This window comes from Streptococcus sp. X13SY08 (genome assembly GCF_001182825.2).
Taxonomy (GTDB): Bacteria; Bacillota; Bacilli; order Lactobacillales; family Streptococcaceae; genus Streptococcus.
Window position 1 is genome coordinate 721,003 of record NZ_LFYO02000002.1, and the last position, 23,537, is coordinate 744,539.

Below are 23,537 nucleotides of genomic sequence, written 5' to 3' on the forward strand. Positions count from 1 at the left end.
GTTATTTCTCCAATACTTTTCGAGGCTTGGTGCCTTCAGCTGGTCCGATAACGCCAGCCTCTTCTAATTCTTCCATGAGACGAGTTGCTCGGTTAAAGCCAACTGACAAACGTCTTTGAATCATAGAAGCACTAGCTTTTTGGGTCTCAATAACCAGAGCCTTTGCTTCTGCAAAAAGAGGATCTCCCTCAGTAGCTCCGCCATTGCCCGAGGAATCACTATCATTTTCAGATACTTCTCCTGGATCAAAGTTTTCGTCGTACTCCGCTTCTGCTTGGTCCTTAATAAAGGTTACGATACGCTCGACATCATCATCTGAAATAAAGGAACCTTGCAAGCGCATAGGCGCAGACTGACCGATGGGATGGAAAAGCATATCGCCACGTCCGAGAAGTTTCTCTGCCCCATTTTCACCTAAGATAGTCCGACTGTCCGTTCCAGATGCAACGGCAAAAGCGACACGAGATGGGACATTTGCCTTGATGAGACCGGAAATGACGTCAACCGATGGACGTTGGGTCGCCAAAATCATGTGAATACCAGCCGCACGCGCCTTTTGTCCCAAACGAATAATGGCATCTTCGACTTCTTTACTGGCTACCATCATAAGGTCCGCCAACTCATCCACGATCACTACGATTAGCGGCAGGGGAATTTGTTTTTCTTCCGTCTGGCTATTGAATTCTTCCACCTTGGCATTATATCCTTCGATGTTTCGCACGCCGACTTTACTGAAAAGCTCATATCGATTTTCCATCTCGTCCACCACTTTTTGGAGGGCACGGCTAGCCTTCCGAGGATTAGTTACAACAGGGATCAGCAAATGCGGAATATCATTGTAAACAGATAATTCAACCATTTTGGGATCAATCATCATGAATTTAACCTGATCAGGGCGCGCTTTCATAAGAATACTTGAAATAATCCCATTAACCGCAACCGATTTACCTGAACCAGTTGATCCGGCTACCAATAGATGCGGCATACGAGTTAAATCAAAAGTCTGCGCAGAGCCATTAACAGCCTTCCCAAGCGGAACTTCCAACAGTTTGTTAGCATCTGTTTTTGATTGCTCCCATAGTTCACGGAAGGAAACGGGTGCAATCTCTGCATTTGGCACCTCAATACCGACAAGAGATTTACCTGGAATCGGTGCCTCAATTCGTACATCTTTTGCAGCTAGAGCCAGTGCCAAATCGTCCGCCAAATTAGAAATCCGATTGACACGTACGCCAACTGCTGGTTTGATTTCATAGCGTGTAACGGATGGTCCGATTTCCGCGCGTTCTACAACGACTTTTATCCCAAAGCTGGCAAAGGTATCTTCCAAGACCTTGATATTATGGCGAACTAATTTTTTCTCATTGACTTGACTAGTCGCCTTAACTGGGGCAAATAGATTAATAGATGGTAATTTATAGGCTAAACGTTCTTTAAGTGTGGGTTGTTTGCGAACAGGCGTTACTACTTCCGTCTCTTCTAGAAATTCCTCATCCTCAGCTAAGAGGACAGGAAATTCATTTTCTGTTTGGAACGGTAAATCTTCCATTGGAAAATCTGGATAATCAATGTTTTCAATCTCATCCGCATAGGGCTCATAAGTCGAAATCTGCGGTTCGAAATCTCTTGAAAATTCCTCATCAAAAGTTGAACCAGATGGGATTTCTCCTGTCTCCATATCGATAGCCCGCTTCTCCATTGCTTCTGACTCCAGTAAAGCCTGACGAGAAGCCTCTTCTTCCGCTACTAATGCAGCTTGAGCTTCCGCCTCTACACGCGCAGCTTCTTGTGCTTCCATACGAAGACGCTTTTCTTCCTGGCGAATGGCGCGTTTTTCAGCCCGCACATGGTCGTGTTCCTTTTGCTTTTCCCGTGCCATAGCCACAAAATCAGCTAAGTCATAAACTGTCCAAGGACTCATGAAAAATAGGCCAAAAGCGATCAAGAGGGCACCGATTAAAAAGGAACCTTCATTGGCAAAAAGAAAAGAAATGGGCATATAGACGAGAGCACCCAGCATTCCTCCACCCAAAAATTGGCTAACACGGAAGTTGGTCAATTCAGAAATGGCAACTTGAAAGGTCTGACCAAATAAATCAGCGCCCTTAAAATACCAATCCATATAGGCTTGGAATTCAACCAATATTCCCACAATAAACAAAAGAAATCCTGAAATGACTCCCTCGTGGCGCGCTAGCCTGTGTCCAAAAAGGAGCAGAATTACCAGACCTGCAATTAAAAGATAGGCCGTCGAACCAGCTACAAAGCGGACCAGATTATAGGCAGTGACACCAAAAACACCCAATCTTGTCGCCGCGAAAATCAATAAAAAAACACCCAAAAGTCGCAAGAGAACTTGTTGAATCTTTTGTCTTTGTGCTACCTCTGCCTTGGTTGGACGACGAGTAGCTTTTCCTTTTTTCGAATTTTTCTTCATATTTTCCTCTACTAAGTCTTATCTTATTTATTTTATCACATTTTTGATAGTTTTTCAGAAAGCATCCATTTTGTTGTATTTTCTTTATTTATTTTGCCTTTGCCAAAAATTTAACATTACTTTCTTTGCGAAAGCGCTATAATCTTATTGAAAAACATTTACGAAGGTGCCTTTTATGAAAGGTAAAAAAACCGCTCTAACATTCTTGAGCATTCTTGCACTGTCCAGCACTTCTTCTACAACATTTGCTTGCACGGGCTTTATTATCGGAAAAAATCTGACCACTGATGGTACAGCCTATTATGGTCGAACAGAGGATCTTGAACCTCATCACAACAAAACCTTTATCGTCCACGATGCTAAGAAAAATAAAGCTGGCGCTAAGACGAAGCTGGTTTTAATGAATTCGGTGTATCCATGTCTGCCACTGTCTCTGCCTCAGCTAATAATAAAATCTTAGCCATCGATCCCTATGTGGAAGATGGTCTCGCCGAGTCATCTATGGCTAGTTTGATCTTGCCGCATGTCAAAACTGCTCGAGAAGGAATTGAAATGATTGCCAAAGTGGTAGATGAAAAGGGCACTGCTGAAGGTAATATTCTTGTGTTGGCTGATAAAGAAGGGATTTGGTATATGGAAATCCTATCAGGCCATCAGTATGTTGCCATCAAGTTCCCAGATGATAAGTTTGCTGTCTTTCCTAATACTTTCTTCCTCGGCCATGTAGATTTTTCAGATAATGAACATGTCATTGCCTCAAAAGACATCGAAACTCTCGCGAAAACAGCTAACAGCTACAAAGAAATCGATGGGCAATTTCATGTAGCACAGTCTTACAACCCACCATTAGATGATGCCAACCGTTCTCGTTCCTATTCTGGTATCAAGAGTCTGGACCCTGATAGTAAAGTCACTTATAGAGACGATTACTACGAACTTCTACAAAGCACCAATAAGAAGTTTGACTTAGAAGACGCCATGGCTCTATAGCGTAACCGTTTTGAAAACTTAGAGCTTAAACCACTTGACCAAATGGAATTGGATAGCAAAGGAAAACCAAGCTCTAAAGATGCTATTGACGGTTACGCTTATCCTATCTCCAATCAAAATGTCATGGAAGCCCATATTTTTCAACTCAAACCAGAAGTTCCTGCGGAATTAGGCGGAGGTGTCATGTGGTTATCTATTGGTAGCCCACGTTACGCTCCTTACTTGCCTTAGTATGGCAACATCACAGACACTTATAGTGCCTACCAAGACACCAGCACAGACTACAATAAAAACTCTTGGTATTGGACCGTTTCTCACATCTACGATATGGTTGCCAAAAATCCTAAAAAATATGAAGCCGATGTATTGAAAAAAATCCAAGCTATGGAAGCAGATTACATGAAGGCGATCAAAGAAGAGGAGGCTGACTATATTGCACTTGTCAAAGAAAATCCTGAAAAAGCTGCAACAGAAAGCACAAAAGATGCTACAAGTCGTGCTAAAGAAGCCTTTAAAGCATGAAAAGCTATTGAAAAAGACATCAGTAAAAAAGCCAATAAAGCTAAAAAATAGAAAATAGGAGCGCTTCAGCTCCTTTTTACTTCTTAAAATTTCTTCTTAGGATGACGATCAATCACCTCTTGATTAGCTGCTAGAGCCCTTTCTCCCTTCTCAGTTAAGTTCAGTCCACGTACTGTAAAATAGGTAGCCAGTTCAGCCTCAGTCAAGTTGTCCTTGATAGCTTGGTTTAAATCTGCCACTTTCATTTTTGACAGTCCTGCCACTCCATTTTCCTTCAATATTTTCCGTTTCATACTAGAATTGAGATGGTTGAGAGAGTCAAAAGCTGTTTCTTCATAAGCAAATCCACGGTCTAGGAGCATTTTCAAACGCTCAGGTGCATTGATACCATAAATATACTCGAAGTATTTAGGAAACCAAGATTCATTTGTGAAGGTATCAAAGGCAATACGCCATAAAAGAATAATATCACCTGCCAGAAGGTCATTTCCTAAGGATTCCATATTCCGTTTTGGAACAGACTTAAAATCTTCTGTTGCTAAGTCACGCTCTGGCCAAATATAGGGTTTATTTTCAAAATCTTCGTACATATCTTTCCTTTGCTAGAGTGGTATTTGTGTGTCTAGTATATCACAGAGGGCGTTTTTGTGCTATAATGTGGACTATAATCGGACATTCTCACTCAGAAAGGATTCTTATGAAAAAAATGCTCTACCTTGGGTTAGCCTCAGCCCTATTTTTGACGGCTTGTTCTAGCCAAAACCAAGAAATGAAATCAAATGCAAACCAAACTTCTACTGAGGTATCAAGTGACACGACCGCTTCTAGCCAATATGCCAAAGATTTAGCTTATGCCATCAACAATCCCAATGCAGAATTCCCACAATTGTCCTCTGAAGTGGCAGATAATGAGGCTGCAGTCAACATCAAAACCAGCATGGGCGATATCACTTTGAAGCTTTTCCCAGAACAAGCTCCGCTGGCTGTGGAAAATTTCCTAACTCATGCCAAAGACGGCTATTATGACGGTGTCATTTTCCACCGGGTCATCAATAATTTTATGATTCAAGGTGGCGATCCTGACGGAACTGGTATGGAAGGCCAATCGATCTGGTCTGGAAAATATAAAAAGATAGATGCCGGAAATGGCTTCAAAAATGAGCCATCAGCTTTCTTATACAATATCCGTGGTGCTCTTTCCATGGCAAATGCTGGTGCAGACACAAATGGCAGCCAATTCTTCATCAATCAAAATCCTGCGGACGCATCAAGCCAACTTTCTAGCAGCAAAGTCCCTGCTAAAATCATCGAAGCCTACAAAAATGGTGGCAATCCAAGTTTGGATGGAGGCTATACCGTCTTTGGTCAAGTGGCTGAAGGCATGGACGTAGTTGATAAAATCGCAGCTGTTGAAACAGATGGTAGCGATAAGCCCACGACAGATGTCAAAATTGAATCTATCGAAATCATCAAAGATTATCATTTTGAATAAGAAAAAAGTCTGGATAATCCAGACTTTTTATTTTGCTAAGAATCTCAACAGAGTTTGGGCTGAGCGCTCGCCTGCTTGAATAATGAACTCGCCGAAGATAATGTGAGCGTCGCCCTGAGCGGTGTCGCTCATAGTACGAATGACCAAGAATGGTTTTCCTGCGTTGACAGCGGCTTGGGCAATAGCTGCTCCTTCCATTTCAACTGCCAATACTTCCGGAAAATGTGCTTTGATATCCGCAATTTTTTCTGCACCTGCAATAAAGCTATCCCCTGTCGCGATCAATCCGATGTGACTGTTGATTTCCTGCTCTGCTAAAACGGTCTCTAACTTTTCAAGCAAGGCTTGATCTGCCGGAAAATAGAGTTCCTGCCCTGCCATTTGCCCATAGGCATAACCAAAAGCTGTAACATCCACATCATGATAAGCTAATTTATCCGCCACCACAACGTCGCCAATTGCTAGCCCATCTGCTACTGCGCCGGCTGAGCCTGTATTAACAATAGCATCTACGGCAAATGTCTGCGCCAAAATGGCGACCGACATGGCTGACATGGCTTTTCCAATCCCTGACTGAACAAGGACAACCTCATGCTGACCGAGACAACCTGTGTAATAGGTCCTTCCCAAAATCGTCTCTTCCGCACGGTTTTCCAATGATTGTAGGAGAATCTTCAACTCCTGCGGCATGGCCGCGATAATTCCAAATTTCATGAACTTCTTTCTAATTTAAAAATAAATAACGGCGACAATGAAGCCAATGACCAGTACAATGACCCAAAAGAGGATTTTATTGACCTTTGAGCGGAACCGATCTTTTTTTATGGTTTCAATGCGACGGCTTTTGATAATAGATTGCTCAACAGGAATTCGAATAGTCTGACCCTCCTCATAGCCATGATAGGTTTCTTGGTTCTGAAATTCGTCCCACTCGTCTTCATCATAGTCATCGTCATATTCGTCGTAGTGATCATCCAACTCTGGCTCATAATAACCAAATCGTTTCTTCCGTTTGGCTTGTTCGATAATATCATCTGTTAAAAGTGGTTTGCGCATGGTCCCCTACTTTCTCATCAATTCAAGATGTTGAATAGCCATGATGGTCTTGGCATCGCAGATTTGACCTGAAGTAATCATTTCTTTGGCTTCTTCAAGGGTCACATAGCAAAGCTCAATCACTTCATCTTGATCCTGAGGACGCGGATTTTCTACCTTGACCAGGTTATCTGCTAAGTAAAGGCGCAAACGTTCATTACAAAAGCCAATGGCAGAGTAAAAATCGTAGAGTAACATCAAAGAATCTGATGTATAACCAGTTTCCTCTTCCAATTCACGCAGAGCGGCTGCTTCTTCGCTACCAGCTTCACCTCTAAAATAAGCTTATCTTCTGGGGTGACTGCAAGGACGCAGACAGCTCCTTTGTGGAAAATCAATTCTCGCTTGGCTTGACCGAGACCGTTCGGTAATTCCACATCATCCACAACAACATCAAAAATGTGTCCCTTGAAAATTTCCTTACGATGAATGGTTTTTTCTTCAAATTGCATACGATTTTCCGACAGGTAGCCTGTCATCCTTTTCTTTATTTTTTGCTTGGGTGATGAGGAAGGCGTTTCGCATAGCCTTCTTTATTTTCTTGTCGACCACGACCGATAGCAACTGCGTCAATTGGTACATTTTTAGTGATAGTAGAACCCGCTGCAGCGAGCGCATTATCCCCAATTTCAATCGGGGAAATGATGGTCGAATTGCTGCCGATAAAGACATTGTTCCCAATGGTGGTCTTATATTTCCCTTTGCCATCATAATTGACTGTGATAGTCCCCGCACCAAAATTGACATCACTGCCAACTTGAGCGTTTCCAATATAAGTCAAATGTCCTGCTTTCGTGCCTTCTCCAAGACTTGATCCTTTAACTTCTACAAAGTTTCCCACATGAACATTTTTTCCCAGAGTAGAACCTGGACGAATATGGGCGTACGGTCCCACCGTTACACCGGTTTCAATCACAGCATCCTCAATATCCGAATTAGACACAACGACATCCGTAGCGATTTGGCTATTGACCACGCGCGTGCCATTGGTTAAAACAGTACGCTCACCGATCGAAGTATTCCCTTTTAGCACAACGTTGGCTTCTATCACCGCTTCCGCGCCAATTTCCACATCAATATCAATATAAGTAGATTCTGGATTTGTAAATGTGACTCCGTTAACCATATGCTTTTCATTGATCCGCTTACGCATCACTTTTTCGGCTGTCGCAAGGGCGATACGGTCATTCACTCCAAGACTTTCATCAAAATCACGCAAAGTATAAGCACCGACTTTTTCACCCGCCTTACGGAAAATAGAAATGACATCTGTCAAATAGTATTCTCCCTGAGCATTGTCAGTATTGATATCTTTTAGGGCTTCAAAGAGGCGTTTGTTATCCAAAAGATAAGTTCCAGTGTTGATTTCTTTGACTTGCTTTTCAAAATCATTGGCATCTTTTTGCTCCACAATTTTAAGGACTTCACCATCAGCGTTCCGAATAATACGTCCATAACCAAATGGATTATCCGCTTGAGCCGTTAAAATAGTTGCCACATTTTTATGGCTGACATGAAAATGAATCAAATTTTTGAGGCTATCGCCTGTGATGAGCGGCGTGTCCCCAGCAATAACCAGAGTTTGGCCTTCGAGACCTGCCAAGGCTTCTTCAGCCATCATAACCGCGTGTCCGGTTCCCAATTGCTCAGACTGGAGGGCAAAATGAGACTGGCCTTCCAATACTTCTTGAACGAGCTCTGCCTTATGCCCCACGATGGTCTCAACCTTTTCTGGTTCAATAGCTGCTACTGCACGAAAAACATGCTCCAACATAGAAATTCCTGCTACTTGATGCAAGACTTTTGGTAAATCTGACTTCATGCGAGTACCTTTACCCGCTGCTAAAATAATTGCGTAATTGCTCATAATACATTCCTCTTTAAACAAAATAGAGTGATTAAAATCACTCTATTATATCATATACATTCAGCAAGCGCTGGATTTGTACAACTAAGAAACTTCTTTCTCCGCATGCTCATTGATAGAATCAATTGTATAGATAATACTCTGTAACACAGGGCGTTGATACTCGAACAGCTGCACTAAACTTCCAAAAGACTTAAAGGGTTCTTTTTGGAGCTTCTCTTTTTCAAGATATCCGTTTTTTATAATATAATCTACAATCAACTTAATAAACTCAATTTGATTACTATTCAAACTTTGATTAGTAAGAAATTGAGAAAACGCTTCAATAGCTGTCTTTCTATCTAAACCAACGATTTCCCTAACCAATCGTGTAACGGATTTAGAAGCAAATTCTCTCTCATACTGCTCTTTTGATCCTAGTTTTTTCCAGAATATTTCTTGCAAAGATTCGACATCTGTTTCCGTTAATTCTTGATTGTGATAAAGCTTATAGACTGCTGTTTGATGCAAATGTTCTTTTAAATAGTACTCAACTTTTTCACGATAACTCCTTAAATCATTGACGTCCAAGAGTGCTTATTGATCATCAACAACAGAGAGAATTCCGTCTTCAAAATTTGTATAATAAATTTTTTTCGAATCTCTATCAATAAATTGCAGAAAATCCCTCAATGCTGTTCGAATTTTTTCTAATTTTCGAATAGTGACAGTTGACCAATATTCTTCATTTTGAATCTCTTTTATTAGACTTAACTTTGCAAATATTTGAGGAATATTAGAAATCGCTTGTAGACTTTTAGCTGTCACAATAACCTGTTTAATGTGTAGACTAGCACTTCCATTAACCAGTGTTGCTAATTCAATGCAATGCATCCACACATCAAACCGTTTGGCTAACTCATCATCATCGTCAGGAAGTATCAAAGGAGTAAGATTATTTTTAATTTCCTCACTTTCAATGATTCCTAATTGATTCCAAGATTCTGAATTTCTATAAGCTATCACTGTTTTCAGGTTCATTCGTACTCTAAAATCCTCATTATTTAACCCCTGAAGTTTGTGGATTATTTGAGAAATCAGTTCTTCTCTAAATTTCTGATGTTCTGCATTCTGGAACTGAGAAGCTCGCAACTCACGGATCAAATCGACTCGAATATTATAGAGTCGTTGTGTCAATGGCAAAACCTCATTTCCCATACCTGTCTGACTATCTTCACGGAAATAATCAAAATTATCTCCATAATCAAAAATGAAAAACAAATCTTTATCTATGCCTGGTCCATATAAGTCAGTGCAAAGACGTGTTCCTCGACCAATCATCTGCCAAAATTTAATCTTCGAGCGAATTTTTTTGAAGAATACGAGATTGGCAACCTCTGGAACATCAATACCCGTGTCCAGCGTATCAACCGATACAGCAATTTGAGGCTCCTGTTCTTTTATCGAAAATTCATCAATCAATTGCCGATAATGCTTTACACTATAGTCAATGACTTTTATGTAATCATTTCCTTTCTCTGGACAACGCTGGTGGAAAATTTCTTTAATATAGTCAGCATGAGCGTGATTTTTTGCAAAAATAATGGTTTTTCCAATGTCGTCACCTGATGCCGTTCGAAACCCCTTTTCCATCAACTCCTGCAGTACAATCTCTACAGTAGATTGATTGAATATACGAAAGTTGAACTCATTGCCATCAATGTCTTTTGGTGGTACATCATCTTCAAATTGATCATCAAAATAGGCTTGTTCCTCAGCAGATAAATCATCATAGTGCAAGCCATCTGTCGGTAATTTCAACTTTGTTTCAATCGATTGATAGGAAACCAGATAATGGTCTTTTACAGCCTGTTTCAAATCATAAGCGTAAGTAGGCACACCATTTTCAAGAATAAAAAATTGATATGTATTTTTGTCGATATCGTCACGAGGAGTTGCCGTTAATCCCACAACTTTGGCATCAAAATACTCAAAAATCGATTTATATTTTTGATAAATACTTCTATGAGATTCGTCAATAATAATCAAATCAAAATGGCCTACTGTAAATAATTTTCCATGTTGCTCACCTTCTATCTGATCAATAGCATTGAGCATTGTCGGATAGGTTGAAAAAACCATCCGGCTCGTATGGTCGGTTTTGGGATTATCCAGCAAATTGCAAAGTGTAAGATCCGGTAACAACTGATTAAAAGAACGGTAGGCCTGACGAACTAATGGCTGGATCGGAAATCACATCATGAATCGTAGGTTGCATCAACTCTACAATCATCTTGATAATATGACGAGGTGTCCTAAATTGTCCATTTGTTCCAGCTTGCGCAAGCTTAGACAATAGGTACTCATAAGTGTCCCCTAAATATCCTTATCATCTGTTGGTAAATCATCCAAGGCAGCAATAGCTTTTTGTAATGTTGCAGGTTTGTTGATTTGGAAAATGCCATCTTTCATATATTTAGAAAAAGCAGTATCATCTTGATTCCCCTGAATTGTTTTCATAAATGGGAAGATTTCTTGCTGCATCAGCTGATACATATTCTGTGCATTCCCCATATTTTTGAATACATTCCAGCGATATTCTGGCTTATCCACTGGAAAAATACCATTATATGGAATCCCTAAAAGTGTTGCATCTGCTTCTTTTACAAGTTCCACGTTATCTAAATCTTTCATGAACAATAAATAGGTCAATTGTTCAATGTTTGTCAATGGATTTGTTGATCCTTCTGTCCACAACATTTCCCAAAGAGAATCAATTTTATTCTTTATTTCGTTGGTAATCATCGTCAATTCCTTTTGCACGTTTTCTTTATTATAGCACACTTACAATTAAAAACGGCTGTCTTCACAAAAGCTATTTTATTTTTTCTTTTGTACAAGTACATTTGAAAACTGCATGAATATTTCAATCAAAAAGTTAACGTTTTCAATTTTCAGACAAATTACTTGATTATTAAAAAATCCGTGATAATCTGCATCAGTGAGAGTTCTCATTATTTGCGAATTACAATTTTTTTATAAAAGGAGAAATATGATGACATTTGCTACTAGTAGAGCAGAGGGACCTGTTGATTTTATCAATGTCTTTGATTTGGAAAAGATGGCGCAACAAGTTATCCCAAAGGGAGCTTTCGGCTATATTGCAAGCGGAGCAGAGGATACTTTTACATTACATGAGAATATTCGCTCTTTCAATCACAAACTGATTGTTCCGCATTCTCTTAAGGAGGTTGAAAATCCTTCGACTGAAGTGACCTTTGATGGCGACAAATTGACTTCTCCCATCATCATGGCACCTGTGGCTGCCCACAAATTAGCCAATGAACAAAGAGAGGCTGCTTCTGCTAAAGGAGTTCGTGATTTTGGAACGATTTATACCACTAGCTCCTATGCTACTATGGACTTGCCGGAAATTTCTCAAGCCTTAGATGGGACACCTCACTGGTTCCAATTCTACTACAGTAAAGATGATGCCATCAACCGTCATATCATGGACCGTGTCAAGGCAGAAGGTTACAAAGCCATTGTCCTTACTGCTGACGCTACTGTCGGTGGTAATCGCGAAGTGGATAAACGTAATGCTTTTGTCTTTCCAGTCGGTATGCCCATCGTGCAAGAATACCAATACCTCCCAAATGGTGCCGGAAAAACCATGGATTATGTCTACAAATCTGCTAAGCAAGCCCTGTCACCAAAAGATGTTGAATACATTGCCCAATACTCTGGCTTGCCAGTCTATGTCAAAGGTCCTCAATGTGCTGAAGATGTGTACCGTGCCCTAGGGGCTGGTGCTTCTGGTATTTGGGTTACCAACCACGGTGGTCGTCAATTGGATGGGGGACCTGCTGCCTTTGATTCTCTACAAAAGGTGGCAGAAGCTGTTGACCGACGTGTTCCAATCGTCTTTGATTCTGGCATTCGTCGCGGCCAACATGTCTTTAAAGCCTTGGCATCATGTGCTGATTTGGTAGCGCTTGGACGACCTGTTATCTATGGATTAGCCATGAGCGGTAGCATTGGTACACGACAAGTATTTGAAAAAATTAACGAGGAATTGAAAATGGTCATGCAACTAGCAGGTACGCAGACCATTCAAGATGTCAAACATTTCAAACTTCGCCACAATCCGTATGACTCCTCTATTCCATTTAACCAAGATGCTTTGAAACTAGACTAAAAAAGAGCCTTTCGGCTCTTTTTTTCATGTTGATCTAATATCTTATTTGTCGACTAATAAAGGTTGGTCATTCTCCATCAAAAATGGTTTGGTAGAGCCGCTTGTATCCACATCGTATTTATCCATCAAATAGGTCACAACCTCTTCTGCATTTGCAAATTTCAAGACCTGATATGGATCTTCAAATGAAATTTTTTCGATGAATAAGACCCCTTCTTCTGCTGGGACTAAAACACCTACATGTCCAATAAATAATTTAGTCGCATCTGGATCTATTTGGTCATGAAACCAGACAGAAATCATGCGGAGATTTCCTGTATGAAATTCAACTCCCTGCTGCTTCCAGTAAGCTTGGACTTTTTGGCTATGAAGAGTTGTATCCGTGATATTGTCCGTTGCAACTGCCCCAAAAAGGGTCTTAAAATCTGCTATTTCCCGATCTGTAAAGGCACTATTTTTGGGAGCAGATGCTATAGCATCCTTATCCGTAAAGAGAAGGCTATCGTCGAAACCACCGGTGTTTTTTACCGATATCAAGGAGTGGAGTAAGCTAAAAGCAGTCAAGCGACAGTTAAAACCTGAAAAATTCGGAAATTGTTGAAACCATTTTTCACTGATTGAAGCAACATCATACCCTGGTACAAGTTCTTTTGAATGACCATATCCCGATTGAACTAAACTGTCTGTCGGTACATGATCGTTGTAAAACGTCACTTGTTCTAAAAATCGGTCAACATCCACTTTAGGCAACTCTTTTTCCAAAGCTCTTGCCAAGTCGGCTTGACTGTTTGAGTCCAAAAGATTGGAATAAGTGATGCCAGACGCCGATTTTTTTGAGTGATGGCTGCTTCTGCCTTTGAAATATTGGTCTGATTCGTACAAGCTGTTAGGATACGCAATCCTCTTAGTAAGATAAAGATTGATTTTTTCACCTTATTTCCCCTCTGGATAAACTACTTTAAATTCTTCGCAAACGATCAGACTATCTTCTGAGAAAAGAATATCAATTTCTGCCAACCATTTGCTAAATAATGCCACATGAACCCGACGCCAATATTCCAAAGACAAATCACCTTCTCCCTCTTTTTTTTGCATGCTCTTTAGGAACATCTTTAAAGGGAACAAGAGCAATTTTCGTCGTCTCAATGATACAAACAGCCTTACCTTGACTATCCATAATCAGACTGGTATCACCAATTTATCCAATGGCTTCATCGAAATAAAGGTGTTGGTCATAATCAGAAGCTGTCGCAGTCTTTACGCCTTCCAAAACTAGCTGAGCTAACGTATCTGGCTCATCTCCAAAAGCCCAAGCATCCACCTCATCACCAATATCAGGATTGATAGCTTTATAAGCTTGCCACATCTTTTCTGGTGTCATATTTTCTTCCTTCTTGCTTGTCAATTGCAATTATTAAAATAAGCAGAGTCATTTTGATTTCCCCTACTGCTACTTTGAGGCGATGCCAACCAGCAGTTTGAAGGCTTTTCGGTTTTTATGCTGTTTCTTAAAACCCTCACGCAGGTCCAAAATATATACCGTCCGACCTAGCCACAAGCGTAAATAGAAAGAGATCGGTTTGATAGGACCAGCAATTCCTTTAACTTCATGTTCTCTACCATCTTCATTTTCAAATTCGGTGCGGATAAACCATATATTCCCTAGACCGATTTCTACGTATTTTTTCATTTCAAGCTCCAACCGCCATCCATTTTGACGATTTCACCCTGCATGGAGGCGAGTTTGCCAGAAGCCAGCATGAGGGTCAGCTCTGCGATTTCACTCGGTTCAGTCCAGCGTCCGATTGGGGTTTCTTTTGCGACCCAATCAGATAAGCCGCCTGGTTCAAAATCAGCCGCTGTCATAGCTGTTTTGACTGCGCCTGGTGCAATGCCAAAAATTTGAATCCCTTCTTTGACATAATCCAGTGCCAACTGACGCGTAAAGCCAGCCAAGGCATGTTTAGAAGACGTGTAAGCAGAGCCACCGCCACCTGCCAGAAAACTAGCAATGGAGCACATATTGATGATGATCCCTGACTTTTTCTCCGCCATTTTGACTAAATAATGACGAGTGATGCGAGTAGCCGCTAAAAAATTCACCGTCCAAACTTGTTCAAAGACATCTTCAGAAAGGTCTAGATGAGGCAAATAGTCGTCGAGAATTCCAGCGGTATTACATAGGATATCTACATCAGCTACAAAATCGTAGAGCGCGGCCAAATCTGTCGCTAGGTCTAACTGTAAAAAATAAAATTCTCCCGTCAAAGGGGACAAGTCTGGTTTACCCGACTTGTCAACGCCATAGACTGCGTAGCCATTTTCCAAAAAAAGACGCGCCTGAGCAAGGCCAATCCCACTGGACACGCCTGTGATAAGGACGCGCTTAGTCATGCACTTCCACCCAATCTTCAGCCAGTACATCGCATGGGATCGGACTCCACATGGAAAATCCTTCCCCTTCACCTGTCACATTGATAAGGAAATAGGGTGTTGCTTCTAGTTTTTGGCCGTTGACTTCGATGGTGTCAAAGAGCTGTACATAGTTCTCCGCTCCGCCCCATCCTGTGCGCACATACTTTTTCTTAGCTTTGAGTCCTGGTAAAATTTCTTCAAATGTCATGAATTTCTCCTTGCTGTCTGATTTTCTATATTATAGCAAATTATGGCAAAAAAGTAGCCACAGGGGCTACTTTTCTATTGCTCAATAATGCGGTGATAGGATTTTGAAGTAATCATATAAACCAGCAAATAAATGCCTACGTATCCAAGAACTGTCAAAACGGTGACCTGCAGCATATAGGCTTCATTGGTTACGCCTAGAAGAATTAGAATTTTATAGAGCATCTTGTAGGCAAAGGCCAAGTGCAGTACAGCCATACCGATAGGTAGGAAAAAGACGGTTAGCACTTGCTTGCTGATGCTGCGTTTAGTTTGGCTTTTGTCCAAGCCAACTTTTTGCAGAATTACAAATCGATCACGGTCTTCATATGCTTCTGAGATTTGCTTATAATAAATCACCAAAATGGCTGCAATTAAGAAGGCCAATGATAGAAACATCCCAATAAAGAAGAGGGAGCCAGCTAGGGCAAAGAATCCTTTAATCATTTCTGATCTAGCCGAATAAGAAAAGGCACTATTAAAATCAGTTGCATCCAACCCCTTACGCGCAAGATCACTAAAATCACCTTGTCGAGAAATTTGTTCCTCATCACTCAAATCAGAATCAATCGCGATATAGTACTGTTCTGTACTAGAATCTAGGTAAGCTGCAACATCTGGAACAACAAAATAATAGGTTTGTGGAGTTACCATGCTTGCAAAGCTTGACAGTTTTCCCGTTAAGAAATTTTCTGAAAGAACATCTTTAATGGTTACCTTTTGACCATCAATAGAAAGAGCTTGACCAGACTTCAAGGACACATTATTTCCGAAAAAGAGAGCTTGTCCATCTAAAAGTTCAATGGTTTTTCCAGTCATTTTCTGATAGTCTTGAACTGAAAAGATATACATCAGCCCCTGAACTTCAAAAGAATTCCCAGATATGATTTCCTGATCGACCGTCTCGAGCTGCTCATCTTGAATGGATTTCAAAAATTTCATGCGATAGATATAAGTATCGCTCGTGACCTTGCCCAGATTAGCTTTTTCCAATAAGCCGTCCTTACAATTCTGGACTCGCTCTGCATTTGATAGATTTTGACTACCGTCTTTGGGACTCACATTACTTAGCTCGATTCTGAAATCACTAGGATTTTGTTGAGACACGTAATCATAGCCGCCAGTAAAAATATTGATACCACCAACTAAAGTCACTAACACCATGGTCGATAAAATGGTGATGGTGGCAAGACCCATAGCATTTTTTCGCATACGGAAAATCAGGTTGGAAACGGAGATAAAATTAGTAGGTTTATAATAGTAGCTTGGTCGACCTTTCAAGAAGTGCAAGAAAGTAATAATACCAGCATTAAAAAGCAAATAAGTAGCGACGATAACTAGGATGACAGCAACAAAGAAAGTGACAATGGCATTAACAGGTGACTGGACACTTTGAGCCAAATAGTAGCCGCTTCCTAAGAGAATAAGCCCCAAAATGGTCTGAACAACCATCCAAAAAGTCCAGCTTTTCCCTCACCTCTGCGCTGATTTCTAACCAAATTCAAAGAAGTGGTTAGCCCTAATTTCCCCGCATTTAAAATAGACGTCAATGAAAAGATGGCTGCAAAGTAAAGACAGACAAGGACTAGAGTCGACAGCCGGAAAGTGGAAACCAAAACAACTGGCATCCGCATCAATTTTAGTAAGATGGCATAAAATAAATTATCTAAAATCACACCAAGCAATAAACCAAACACTACAGTTATAGCTGCAAAAATCATGGTTTCCATGGTCGTCATCAACAATAAATGCTTTTTCTCAAGCCCCAAAATGCTATAAAGACCAAATTCTTTGGAACGATTTTTAATGACAAAACTATTAGCATATAAAGCGGTTAGGGCAACAACCAGCATGACCACGACCATGCCAAAGTTCATGACCCGTACCACAGCATCTCCAGCATATACTTGAGCAAGGTTAGGATTGAATGTCAAGGAGATGAATAGATAGGATAAAGCAACAGAGAGTATCGTTACCAGTGCAAAAGGGGAATAAAGTCTTTTATTTTTTAAAAGATTGGACCAGGCCAAGTTCCGTGTCATTTTCCACATATCACTCACCTCGATTCGCCATGACGGTTAAGGTATCAGAGATAGCCTGAAACATTTCTTGGTCGGTCTTATCTCCGCGGAAAATTTGGTTATAGAGAATGCCATCACGTATGAAAATGATACGTTTGGCACGGCTGGCTGCAGTCGTTGAATGTGTCACCATGAGAATAGTTTGTCCCATCTCATTGATAGCATCAAAAACATCCAAAAGTGTGGCAGCTGATTTGGAATCCAAAGCTCCAGTCGGTTCATCTGCTAAGACAATTTCTGGATCGGTGATGATTGCACGCGCTACTGCTACCCGTTGCTGCTGACCACCTGAAATTTCGTAGGGCATTTTATCCTTTAGATTGGCAATGTGAAGCTGATTAAGAACTTCCAACACTCGTTTGTTCATTTCTCCAATAGGCACCCGTGATAACGCTAAGGGTAGGAGAATATTATCTTTAACAGACAGAGTGTCCAATAGATTGAAATCTTGGAAGACGAATCCTAGTTTTTCTCGACGAAAATTTGACACATCTTTATTTTTAATAGTCTGCGTATCTTGACCATTGAACAAAACATTTCCCGCGGTCGGCTTATCCAGCATGGCTAAAATATTGAGCAAAGTGGATTTACCAGAACCTGATTCACCCATAATAGCGACATACTCACCCTCATCTACAGTAAAATGGATATCCTTAAGCGCCTCGACTTGGTTAGCTTGGAAACGAGACTGGTAAATTTTTTAACATGTTGCACATCTAAAAGTGTCATGATAGCTCTCTTTTTATCTTTCGTTTATAGCCTTATATTACGCTTTTCCACTTCCATCAACCATAGCTTTAACTTGCGTTTTCCTTACATTTTTGTAAGAATCCCATCGTTAATCTAGCGACAACTGTTCCTGTTTTAATCTCAAACGAATTTCTGTCCCTACGCCCACTTCTGAAGTCAGGATCAGCGGAATACCCAGCTGATCTGCGATTTTTCTCGATAAATATAAACCCAAACCAGATGATTGTTGAGTCAACCGACCATTATAACCAGAAAATCCACGGTCAAAAACCCGTTCCAAATCGCTCTTAGCAATGCCAATACCGGTATCTGCAATCACTAAATCTTCACCATCTAAGTAGATGGAAATCTTACCATTTCGTGTATATTTGACAGCATTGGATAAAAATTGCTCCAGTAAGAGACTAAACCATTTTTTATCGGTCACGAGAATTTTATTAAGATTACCCAATTCCAGACTAATCTGCTGTTGAATAAAAAAGATTGAAAATTTTTTGACAACCTGATGAACCAAGCCACCCAGCTCTGCCTTTTCCAAGAGCAAATCCTCGTGAAAGGACTGCAGACGCAAATAGTTGAGGACCAGACCTGTATACTGCTCAATTTTAAAAACTTCTTGAGTCAAGGCCTGCTTATGACGTCCCGCCTCTAAATCAGCCACTAGAAGCTGGCCGGCCGCGATAGGTGTCTTCATCTGATACGCCCACATAGTGTAATAATCTTCTAAATCTTCACGATCTTGACGAACCTGATATTCCAATTCCCTGACGCGTTGACTAACTTGTGCTAAACGTTCTTGCAAAGTGACTTGTGCTACATTACTTGAGACGACTATTTCGTCATGAAGAATCCGTTCAACAAGGCGCCACTGTCCTAGTAAATCAACCAAACTAGTCAAAAGAGCAATAATGAACAATAAGAGTAATACATAACGCGTCAACTCTCGTTCTAAGTTAAAAACCTGACTAATCATGAGTAAAATTAGAAAAAATCCAACATATCCCAGTAAGAAAGGCGCTCGGTCTCGCATCCAAGAAAGAAAAAATCGAATCATTTTTTTATCTTTAGCCATGCTTAACCATCCCATAGCCGACTCCTTTTTTGGTGAGAATCAAATTTTCCAACCCCATATCCGCTAACTTTCTCCGCAAGCGTGCCACATTAACCGTCAAAGTATTGTCATCAATGAACAAATCGCTATTCCATAGCTCTTTCATGAGCTCGTCGCGACTGACAATGACTTGCGGCCTCTCAAATAGCACCCGCAAAATTTGAAATTCATTTTTGGTCAAATCCTCTGTCTGTCCAGCAAACGTCACTTGCATGGTCTTTAAATCCAAGGAAATATCCTCAAATATCAAAACTGTCTGTTCGCCAATAAAGTCATAGGTACGCCGCAATAGTCCCTGAATCTTTGCCAAAAGAACACTCATATCAAAAGGCTTGGTCACATAATCATCCGCCCCCATATTGATAGCCATGACAATATCCATAGGTTGATCATGGGAAGATAGAAAAATGATAGGCAAACGCGATTCTTTCCGAATCTCTTGACACCAGTAATAGCCATTAAAAAAGGGCAAGGGAATATCAAGTAATACTAAGTGTGGACTAAAATCTCTCACCTGCTGTAAAATAGCCTGAAAATCTTCTACCTCTGCGACTTCATAGCCCCAATTCCTCAAATTTTCCGTCACCAAATGGCTGATTGTCGCATCATCCTCCACAATTAAAATCTTTTGCATAGAGGCACTCCTTCGTTCGTTCTTTTTTCTATTATAAAGTATTTTCACCTCAAAATATAGTTAAAAGAGTAGCTTTGACTTCACACTTTTGTCAGTTTTTGCAAAACTTTCTTCTCTAGGCTATAATGAGGTGAGAAACAAGAAAGAGACGCTATGGGAAATTTACTAAATTACGTGGAGGAAACCTCCTTTGACACCTTTTATGATTTGGCGATCAACGAGCTGGATATCCTTGTCTTGACTGAATTGGCTTATCTGCCCTTTGATGAATTAATTCCCTATGATTTTTCTGTGGAAAAAAGCATTCGACTAGACAAGCTAGCTCATCTTTTCTACGAAAAATTCCAAGGACACTATCCTCCCTTGTCTATGGTGACCAAGGAACGTCTGCGACTCATGGATTTGATAGCTAAAAGCCGCCGCTTTCAGTATCTTCATGCTTTCGGCTATATCAATGATTACAATCTGGAACAGCAAAAACAGTTTGCAGCACTTTGCTTTAAGCTGAAACCCAATCAATATCTCGCCATTTTCCGAGGAACAGATGACACCATCATCGGTTGGAAGGAAGATTTTCATATGGCCTATATGACCGAAATACCTGCCCAAACTTCCGCACGAAACTATTTGAAAAAATTGATAGAAAGTCTCCCGAGAGGAATGTTTACAATTGCTGGTCATTCCAAAGGAGGTAATTTAGCCATCTATGCTGCTAGCCAGCAGGACATAGCATTGCAAAATCAAGTAACCACTGTCTACAATTTTGACGGTCCTGGCTTGCACCAAAGCGTACTAGATTCAGAAGGTTTTTCTCGAATTCAATCTAAGATTGTTTCCATCATCCCCCAACAATCCGTAATTGGAAAAATGTTCCTGACGCCTCAAGAGACTCATATCGTAAAAAGTAATGTGACAGGTCTCAAACAGCATCTTCTCCTCACTTGGACTGTCAAACGTAGAGCACTCGTGCCCGTCAAAAATGTCTCACCAAATAGCATGCAAATGGACTTAACCCTGAAAACTTGGATGTCTAGCTTGACCGAAAAGGAATTAAAAGAATTTTTCGACCTGATTTTCGGAATGCTTACCCAAGCAGGCATCTATCGATTTGGCGATTTGACTGTTGACACACTACAAAAGCTACGTCTCATCCGTCAAAATCAGAAAAATCTCACGCCAGCGCAGCAAGAAATGCTAGATCGAATGATCCGACTCTTGATTGACACCCGTTATCAAATCTGGAAAGAAAATCATCCTCGCCACATTGCATTTGGACTCCATCAGCTAAAAGAACAATTTTCCCGTGAAAAACGCAAAAAACCTTAGAACACTAAGGTTTTTAATATCCTTATAAATATCATCTTTTTCATAATATAAAGGAACTAAAAATGATGTCCCAATGACTATTAATACTAGCAACATGTTTACGTTCCATTCTAGTCTAAAGTCTAAGCGTTTGAGCAAGAAGTAAATAGCATTCTTTCCTTGTCCAACTCCATCTTCAAAGTATAAGACTGAGCATCAACAGGCTCAATATAGCCCAAAATAGCTAATGCCTCGACAAAAATATCCTTACGTTTCTGAATCACCCGCTCCTTACGCGCAAACTTCAATAGAAAAGTCGTCATATACTTGAGTGCATAGGCTTGATTCACATCACCCAGCAAATCATAAAGTTTTTGTTGCTTTGGAGACAATGGCAGAGCTTCTTTTAAGCGATAAAAATACCCTTGCAAGGTCAGTTCTTCCTGCAAGAAATCTACTGCTTCTCGCAAAATAACCGCGTTGGTTTCATTAGTCAAATCCTGCCAGATAAATCGTTTCTTCACGTCTTCAAAAACAGGCGATTCTGTATCTATAAAAAATTCTTGACCAAATGCTAGCTGATCATTGTCTGTCACTAGCTCAAAAGCGTTGGAATAGCGGCGATTGTTACGCACAATATAGCCCGCATCAATATACTCTTCTAAACTGTGCTCAAGATTTTTCTTTTCAGGAAATGCACTTTTTATTTCTCGCAAAATAACTTCTTCATGATTCGCTAGATAGTTGACGATGTTTTTGAAAAATGTCTGCTTACTGGGATTGTAAATGGCAATCATGATCTATGCTTCACTACTTATCTTTTATTCATTATAACAAATCCATACTGGTTTTGAAATAAGTCTAAATTGATATCTAACAATAATTTTGTTATACTGAGACCTACTATAAAAAAGGATATTGTTATGAAGAAATCAATTATTCTCTCTCTTACTGCTTTACTTGCTGTCCTTCTACTAACAGCTTGTTCTTCCCTTACTGGAAAAAAAGGATATTTTCAATTAATCACGGAAGTGACAGATTCACGTATTACTTATCGCTATAGTCAGGATGAAATTTTACAGCAAACCATCGAATCAACCAACCTCTACTCTAATCTAGGCATCAAATCTGCCAAAGAAGCTAAAGAATTAATGCAAGATAGTTTCGCTCAGTATTCAAACATTAAAGGGGTGTCTTACAAGATAGCTTACAAGGATACCTATGTTGTCCAAACAGTGGCTATTGACTACGAAAAAGCTGATGCAGCTGAATTAGCTAAAATCCCTAAACTCGGTGACCAACTACCCAAAGAAGACCAAGGAAGTTACAAAAAAATGAAAGAATTTTTGGTCGATCAAGTAGGTTATACTGAAGTAAAAGATGGAAAATTCATCCATTTGAAAACTTCAAAATAATAGACATCAAAAAACACGACTAGCTAACTCACCAAATGTGCGGAGTTTCTAGTCGTGTTTTAGTGTAAAAAAATATTTTTAGCAATAAATAAGCATTTAAGCATATTACTGTTTATTTCGAGAATAAACATACACGCTCAGTACTACTTATGCACCATAGAGACGAGCAACTTCCATCAACCGCTCATGAGCATAAAACCACTGATAAATGGAGAAACAGACAATCCAAACAAGCGTTGCAGTAATTTCAATTATTTTTTCTGCGACATATTTTATTTATTCATCTTATTTTATCGTTAATTAGTAACATTTACAACAAAAACGTTTCCTCTCAGAAATCTAGCTATTTGGATATCAATGAAGATAAAAACTAGACTGCAAAAAAGAGTTTGGGACAAACATCCCAGACTCTTTTTCTTGTTCAAATCGCAATAGGCGAGTATTTTAGACCGATAATCAAGCATAAGAAACGCTAATCGGTTGGAGATCCATTCAGCTATTTCTGTCCCACTATTTTCCTATTTTTGCCATGTTTCAGGAGTTTCTAACCAATTGCGTTCAGATTCTGCCAACGGCAGCTTAATAGAGCCAATGAGCGGGATATTTTCAATATAAATATCCTCTTCACCTTGATAGAGATAAAAATGAATTTTGTTACCAGAATTAGTTTTGAGAACATATTGATAATCTACAATAGCATTTTTAGGTGGACTATCAAATACTGCATAGGGAGAATCTGTTTCTTCAATCTCATCAGTGATATACTCCGAAAATGCTTCCAAGACATCTTGATTTTTTGTCTCTAATACTTTTTTCCATCTCCATTCAAGACAGTTATCATCTCACTATCTCCAATCTCAACTGAAAAATTTCCATCTTCTGATACTCGCGCCATTTCCTCACTCTTATTGGCTTCTTTATCTGACCAGCTACCACAAGCTGGCAAAGTGAACAGCGCTAGCGTGCCTATTCCAAGCAATGCCGCTTTCTTCATAGAGAA

20 protein-coding genes and 6 pseudogenes are annotated in these 23,537 nt (G+C 40.1%); 5 read left to right on the forward strand and 21 right to left on the reverse strand.

Annotation, left to right across the window (positions count from 1 at the left end):
* Position 1: 1 nt before the first annotated feature.
* Positions 2-2,437: a DNA translocase FtsK gene (locus AEX56_RS04320; RefSeq protein WP_049618022.1), complete on the reverse strand. Its 2,436-nt coding sequence runs from the start codon at positions 2,435-2,437 to the stop codon at positions 2-4.
* Positions 2,438-2,612: 175 nt separating this feature from the next.
* Here AEX56_RS04320 and AEX56_RS04325 point away from each other — a divergent pair.
* Positions 2,613-3,949: pseudogene (locus AEX56_RS04325) on the forward strand (C69 family dipeptidase).
* An 83-nt stretch (positions 3,950-4,032) separates the two neighbouring features.
* Here AEX56_RS04325 and AEX56_RS04330 read toward each other — a convergent pair.
* Positions 4,033-4,539, reverse strand: coding sequence for a hypothetical protein (locus AEX56_RS04330; RefSeq protein ID WP_049618023.1), 507 nt, complete (start codon positions 4,537-4,539; stop codon positions 4,033-4,035).
* Between the two features lie 107 nt (positions 4,540-4,646).
* On the opposite strand from AEX56_RS04330, the gene AEX56_RS04335 reads away from it, so the two are divergent.
* Positions 4,647-5,441, forward strand: a complete 795-nt coding sequence (locus tag AEX56_RS04335; protein WP_049618024.1) for a peptidylprolyl isomerase — start codon at positions 4,647-4,649, stop codon at positions 5,439-5,441.
* 27 nt (positions 5,442-5,468) lie between these two features.
* Here the strand turns inward: AEX56_RS04335 and AEX56_RS04340 are convergent, their stop codons facing one another.
* The 6 genes and pseudogenes from AEX56_RS04340 to AEX56_RS04370 all read right to left on the reverse strand — a co-directional run.
* Complete coding sequence (locus tag AEX56_RS04340) at positions 5,469-6,155, reverse strand: 5'-methylthioadenosine/adenosylhomocysteine nucleosidase (RefSeq protein WP_049618025.1); 687 nt, start codon at positions 6,153-6,155, stop codon at positions 5,469-5,471.
* 15 nt (positions 6,156-6,170) lie between these two features.
* Complete coding sequence (gene macP / locus AEX56_RS04345) at positions 6,171-6,497, reverse strand: cell wall synthase accessory phosphoprotein MacP (protein WP_049618026.1); 327 nt, start codon at positions 6,495-6,497, stop codon at positions 6,171-6,173.
* Between the two features lie 6 nt (positions 6,498-6,503).
* Positions 6,504-6,988: pseudogene (locus tag AEX56_RS04350) on the reverse strand (NUDIX hydrolase).
* 35 nt (positions 6,989-7,023) lie between these two features.
* Entirely contained in the window at positions 7,024-8,403 is a 1,380-nt protein-coding gene (gene glmU, locus AEX56_RS04355; protein WP_049618027.1) for a bifunctional UDP-N-acetylglucosamine diphosphorylase/glucosamine-1-phosphate N-acetyltransferase GlmU, read from the reverse strand.
* Between the two features lie 84 nt (positions 8,404-8,487).
* Positions 8,488-10,620, reverse strand: a pseudogene (locus AEX56_RS04365) (type I restriction-modification enzyme R subunit C-terminal domain-containing protein); the annotation flags it as partial.
* Positions 10,607-11,187: pseudogene (locus tag AEX56_RS04370) on the reverse strand (type I restriction-modification system subunit M N-terminal domain-containing protein); the annotation flags it as partial. The pseudogenes AEX56_RS04370 and AEX56_RS04365, both read right to left, overlap by 14 nt.
* A gap of 247 nt (positions 11,188-11,434) precedes the next feature.
* On the opposite strand from AEX56_RS04370, the gene lctO reads away from it, so the two are divergent.
* On the forward strand, positions 11,435-12,580 hold the full coding sequence (gene lctO / locus AEX56_RS04375) for an L-lactate oxidase (protein ID WP_049618028.1): 1,146 nt from the start codon (positions 11,435-11,437) through the stop codon (positions 12,578-12,580).
* A gap of 42 nt (positions 12,581-12,622) precedes the next feature.
* Here lctO and AEX56_RS04380 read toward each other — a convergent pair whose 3' ends face one another.
* From AEX56_RS04380 to AEX56_RS04420, 10 genes and pseudogenes are all read right to left on the reverse strand, one after another.
* Entirely contained in the window at positions 12,623-13,462 is an 840-nt protein-coding gene (locus tag AEX56_RS04380) for a DUF4300 family protein (RefSeq protein WP_053351182.1), read from the reverse strand.
* 51 nt (positions 13,463-13,513) lie between these two features.
* Positions 13,514-13,961 (reverse strand): annotated as a pseudogene (locus AEX56_RS04385) (ASCH domain-containing protein).
* Between the two features lie 69 nt (positions 13,962-14,030).
* The gene (locus AEX56_RS04390) at positions 14,031-14,270 is read right to left on the reverse strand and encodes a DUF3977 family protein (RefSeq protein ID WP_049618031.1); all 240 of its coding nucleotides are present in this window, start codon (positions 14,268-14,270) and stop codon (positions 14,031-14,033) included.
* Positions 14,267-14,974: a 3-oxoacyl-ACP reductase gene (locus tag AEX56_RS04395; RefSeq protein WP_049618032.1), complete on the reverse strand. Its 708-nt coding sequence runs from the start codon at positions 14,972-14,974 to the stop codon at positions 14,267-14,269. Before AEX56_RS04395 ends, AEX56_RS04390 begins: the two co-directional genes overlap by 4 nt.
* Positions 14,967-15,203 carry a DUF2829 domain-containing protein gene (locus AEX56_RS04400; protein ID WP_049618033.1) on the reverse strand — a complete coding sequence of 79 codons (237 nt, stop codon included), beginning with the start codon at positions 15,201-15,203 and terminating at the stop codon, positions 14,967-14,969. Before AEX56_RS04400 ends, AEX56_RS04395 begins: the two co-directional genes overlap by 8 nt.
* Before the next feature lie 74 nt (positions 15,204-15,277).
* Positions 15,278-16,693, reverse strand: a complete 1,416-nt coding sequence (locus AEX56_RS04405) for an ABC transporter permease (protein ID WP_236682969.1) — start codon at positions 16,691-16,693, stop codon at positions 15,278-15,280.
* On the reverse strand, positions 16,657-17,292 hold the full coding sequence (locus AEX56_RS08960; RefSeq protein ID WP_236682970.1) for an FtsX-like permease family protein: 636 nt from the start codon (positions 17,290-17,292) through the stop codon (positions 16,657-16,659). The genes AEX56_RS04405 and AEX56_RS08960 overlap by 37 nt, the downstream gene beginning before the upstream one ends.
* A gap of 1 nt (position 17,293) precedes the next feature.
* Positions 17,294-18,051: pseudogene (locus AEX56_RS04410) on the reverse strand (ABC transporter ATP-binding protein).
* Positions 18,052-18,160: 109 nt separating this feature from the next.
* Positions 18,161-19,159 (reverse strand): sensor histidine kinase, encoded by a 999-nt coding sequence (locus tag AEX56_RS04415; RefSeq protein WP_236682971.1) that lies wholly within the window; start codon positions 19,157-19,159, stop codon positions 18,161-18,163.
* On the reverse strand, positions 19,137-19,817 hold the full coding sequence (locus AEX56_RS04420) for a response regulator transcription factor (RefSeq protein ID WP_049618035.1): 681 nt from the start codon (positions 19,815-19,817) through the stop codon (positions 19,137-19,139). The genes AEX56_RS04415 and AEX56_RS04420 overlap by 23 nt, the downstream gene beginning before the upstream one ends.
* Positions 19,818-19,970: 153 nt before the next feature.
* On the opposite strand from AEX56_RS04420, the gene AEX56_RS04425 reads away from it, so the two are divergent.
* A complete protein-coding gene (locus tag AEX56_RS04425; RefSeq protein WP_049618036.1) occupies positions 19,971-21,143 on the forward strand; it encodes an Mbeg1-like protein in 1,173 nt (390 codons plus the stop codon).
* A gap of 122 nt (positions 21,144-21,265) precedes the next feature.
* Here the strand turns inward: AEX56_RS04425 and AEX56_RS04430 are convergent, their stop codons facing one another.
* The gene (locus tag AEX56_RS04430) at positions 21,266-21,919 is read right to left on the reverse strand and encodes a DUF1803 domain-containing protein (protein ID WP_049618037.1); all 654 of its coding nucleotides are present in this window, start codon (positions 21,917-21,919) and stop codon (positions 21,266-21,268) included.
* A 126-nt stretch (positions 21,920-22,045) separates the two neighbouring features.
* Between AEX56_RS04430 and AEX56_RS04435 the strand changes: the two genes are divergently transcribed.
* Entirely contained in the window at positions 22,046-22,537 is a 492-nt protein-coding gene (locus AEX56_RS04435; protein ID WP_049618038.1) for a DUF1307 domain-containing protein, read from the forward strand.
* Positions 22,538-23,055: 518 nt separating this feature from the next.
* Here the strand turns inward: AEX56_RS04435 and AEX56_RS04440 are convergent.
* Together AEX56_RS04440 and AEX56_RS04445 are read right to left on the reverse strand one after the other, a co-directional pair.
* Positions 23,056-23,319, reverse strand: a complete 264-nt coding sequence (locus tag AEX56_RS04440; RefSeq protein WP_049618039.1) for a hypothetical protein — start codon at positions 23,317-23,319, stop codon at positions 23,056-23,058.
* Positions 23,320-23,339: 20 nt separating this feature from the next.
* Entirely contained in the window at positions 23,340-23,531 is a 192-nt protein-coding gene (locus AEX56_RS04445) for a hypothetical protein (protein ID WP_049618040.1), read from the reverse strand.
* Positions 23,532-23,537 lie beyond the last annotated feature (6 nt).

Excerpts from the sequence above, each read along its gene's own strand:
- AEX56_RS04420 (WP_049618035.1), bottom strand. The coding sequence starts at position 19,817 with ATGCAAAAGATTTTAATTGTGGAGGATGATGCGACAATCAGCCATTTG.
- macP (WP_049618026.1), bottom strand. The coding sequence starts at position 6,497 with ATGCGCAAACCACTTTTAACAGATGATATTATCGAACAAGCCAAACGG.
- AEX56_RS04400 (WP_049618033.1), bottom strand. The coding sequence starts at position 15,203 with ATGACATTTGAAGAAATTTTACCAGGACTCAAAGCTAAGAAAAAGTAT.
- lctO (WP_049618028.1), top strand. The coding sequence starts at position 11,435 with ATGATGACATTTGCTACTAGTAGAGCAGAGGGACCTGTTGATTTTATC.
- AEX56_RS04390 (WP_049618031.1), bottom strand. The coding sequence starts at position 14,270 with ATGAAAAAATACGTAGAAATCGGTCTAGGGAATATATGGTTTATCCGC.
- AEX56_RS04395 (WP_049618032.1), bottom strand. The coding sequence starts at position 14,974 with ATGACTAAGCGCGTCCTTATCACAGGCGTGTCCAGTGGGATTGGCCTT.
- AEX56_RS04340 (WP_049618025.1), bottom strand. The coding sequence starts at position 6,155 with ATGAAATTTGGAATTATCGCGGCCATGCCGCAGGAGTTGAAGATTCTC.
- AEX56_RS04335 (WP_049618024.1), top strand. The coding sequence starts at position 4,647 with ATGAAAAAAATGCTCTACCTTGGGTTAGCCTCAGCCCTATTTTTGACG.
- AEX56_RS08960 (WP_236682970.1), bottom strand. The coding sequence starts at position 17,292 with ATGTGGAAAATGACACGGAACTTGGCCTGGTCCAATCTTTTAAAAAAT.
- AEX56_RS04435 (WP_049618038.1), top strand. The coding sequence starts at position 22,046 with ATGAAGAAATCAATTATTCTCTCTCTTACTGCTTTACTTGCTGTCCTT.
- AEX56_RS04330 (WP_049618023.1), bottom strand. The coding sequence starts at position 4,539 with ATGTACGAAGATTTTGAAAATAAACCCTATATTTGGCCAGAGCGTGAC.
- AEX56_RS04445 (WP_049618040.1), bottom strand. The coding sequence starts at position 23,531 with ATGAAGAAAGCGGCATTGCTTGGAATAGGCACGCTAGCGCTGTTCACT.
- AEX56_RS04405 (WP_236682969.1), bottom strand. The coding sequence starts at position 16,693 with ATGGTTGTTCAGACCATTTTGGGGCTTATTCTCTTAGGAAGCGGCTAC.
- AEX56_RS04320 (WP_049618022.1), bottom strand. The coding sequence starts at position 2,437 with ATGAAGAAAAATTCGAAAAAAGGAAAAGCTACTCGTCGTCCAACCAAG.
- AEX56_RS04430 (WP_049618037.1), bottom strand. The coding sequence starts at position 21,919 with ATGATTGCCATTTACAATCCCAGTAAGCAGACATTTTTCAAAAACATC.
- glmU (WP_049618027.1), bottom strand. The coding sequence starts at position 8,403 with ATGAGCAATTACGCAATTATTTTAGCAGCGGGTAAAGGTACTCGCATG.
- AEX56_RS04425 (WP_049618036.1), top strand. The coding sequence starts at position 19,971 with ATGGGAAATTTACTAAATTACGTGGAGGAAACCTCCTTTGACACCTTT.
- AEX56_RS04415 (WP_236682971.1), bottom strand. The coding sequence starts at position 19,159 with ATGGGATGGTTAAGCATGGCTAAAGATAAAAAAATGATTCGATTTTTT.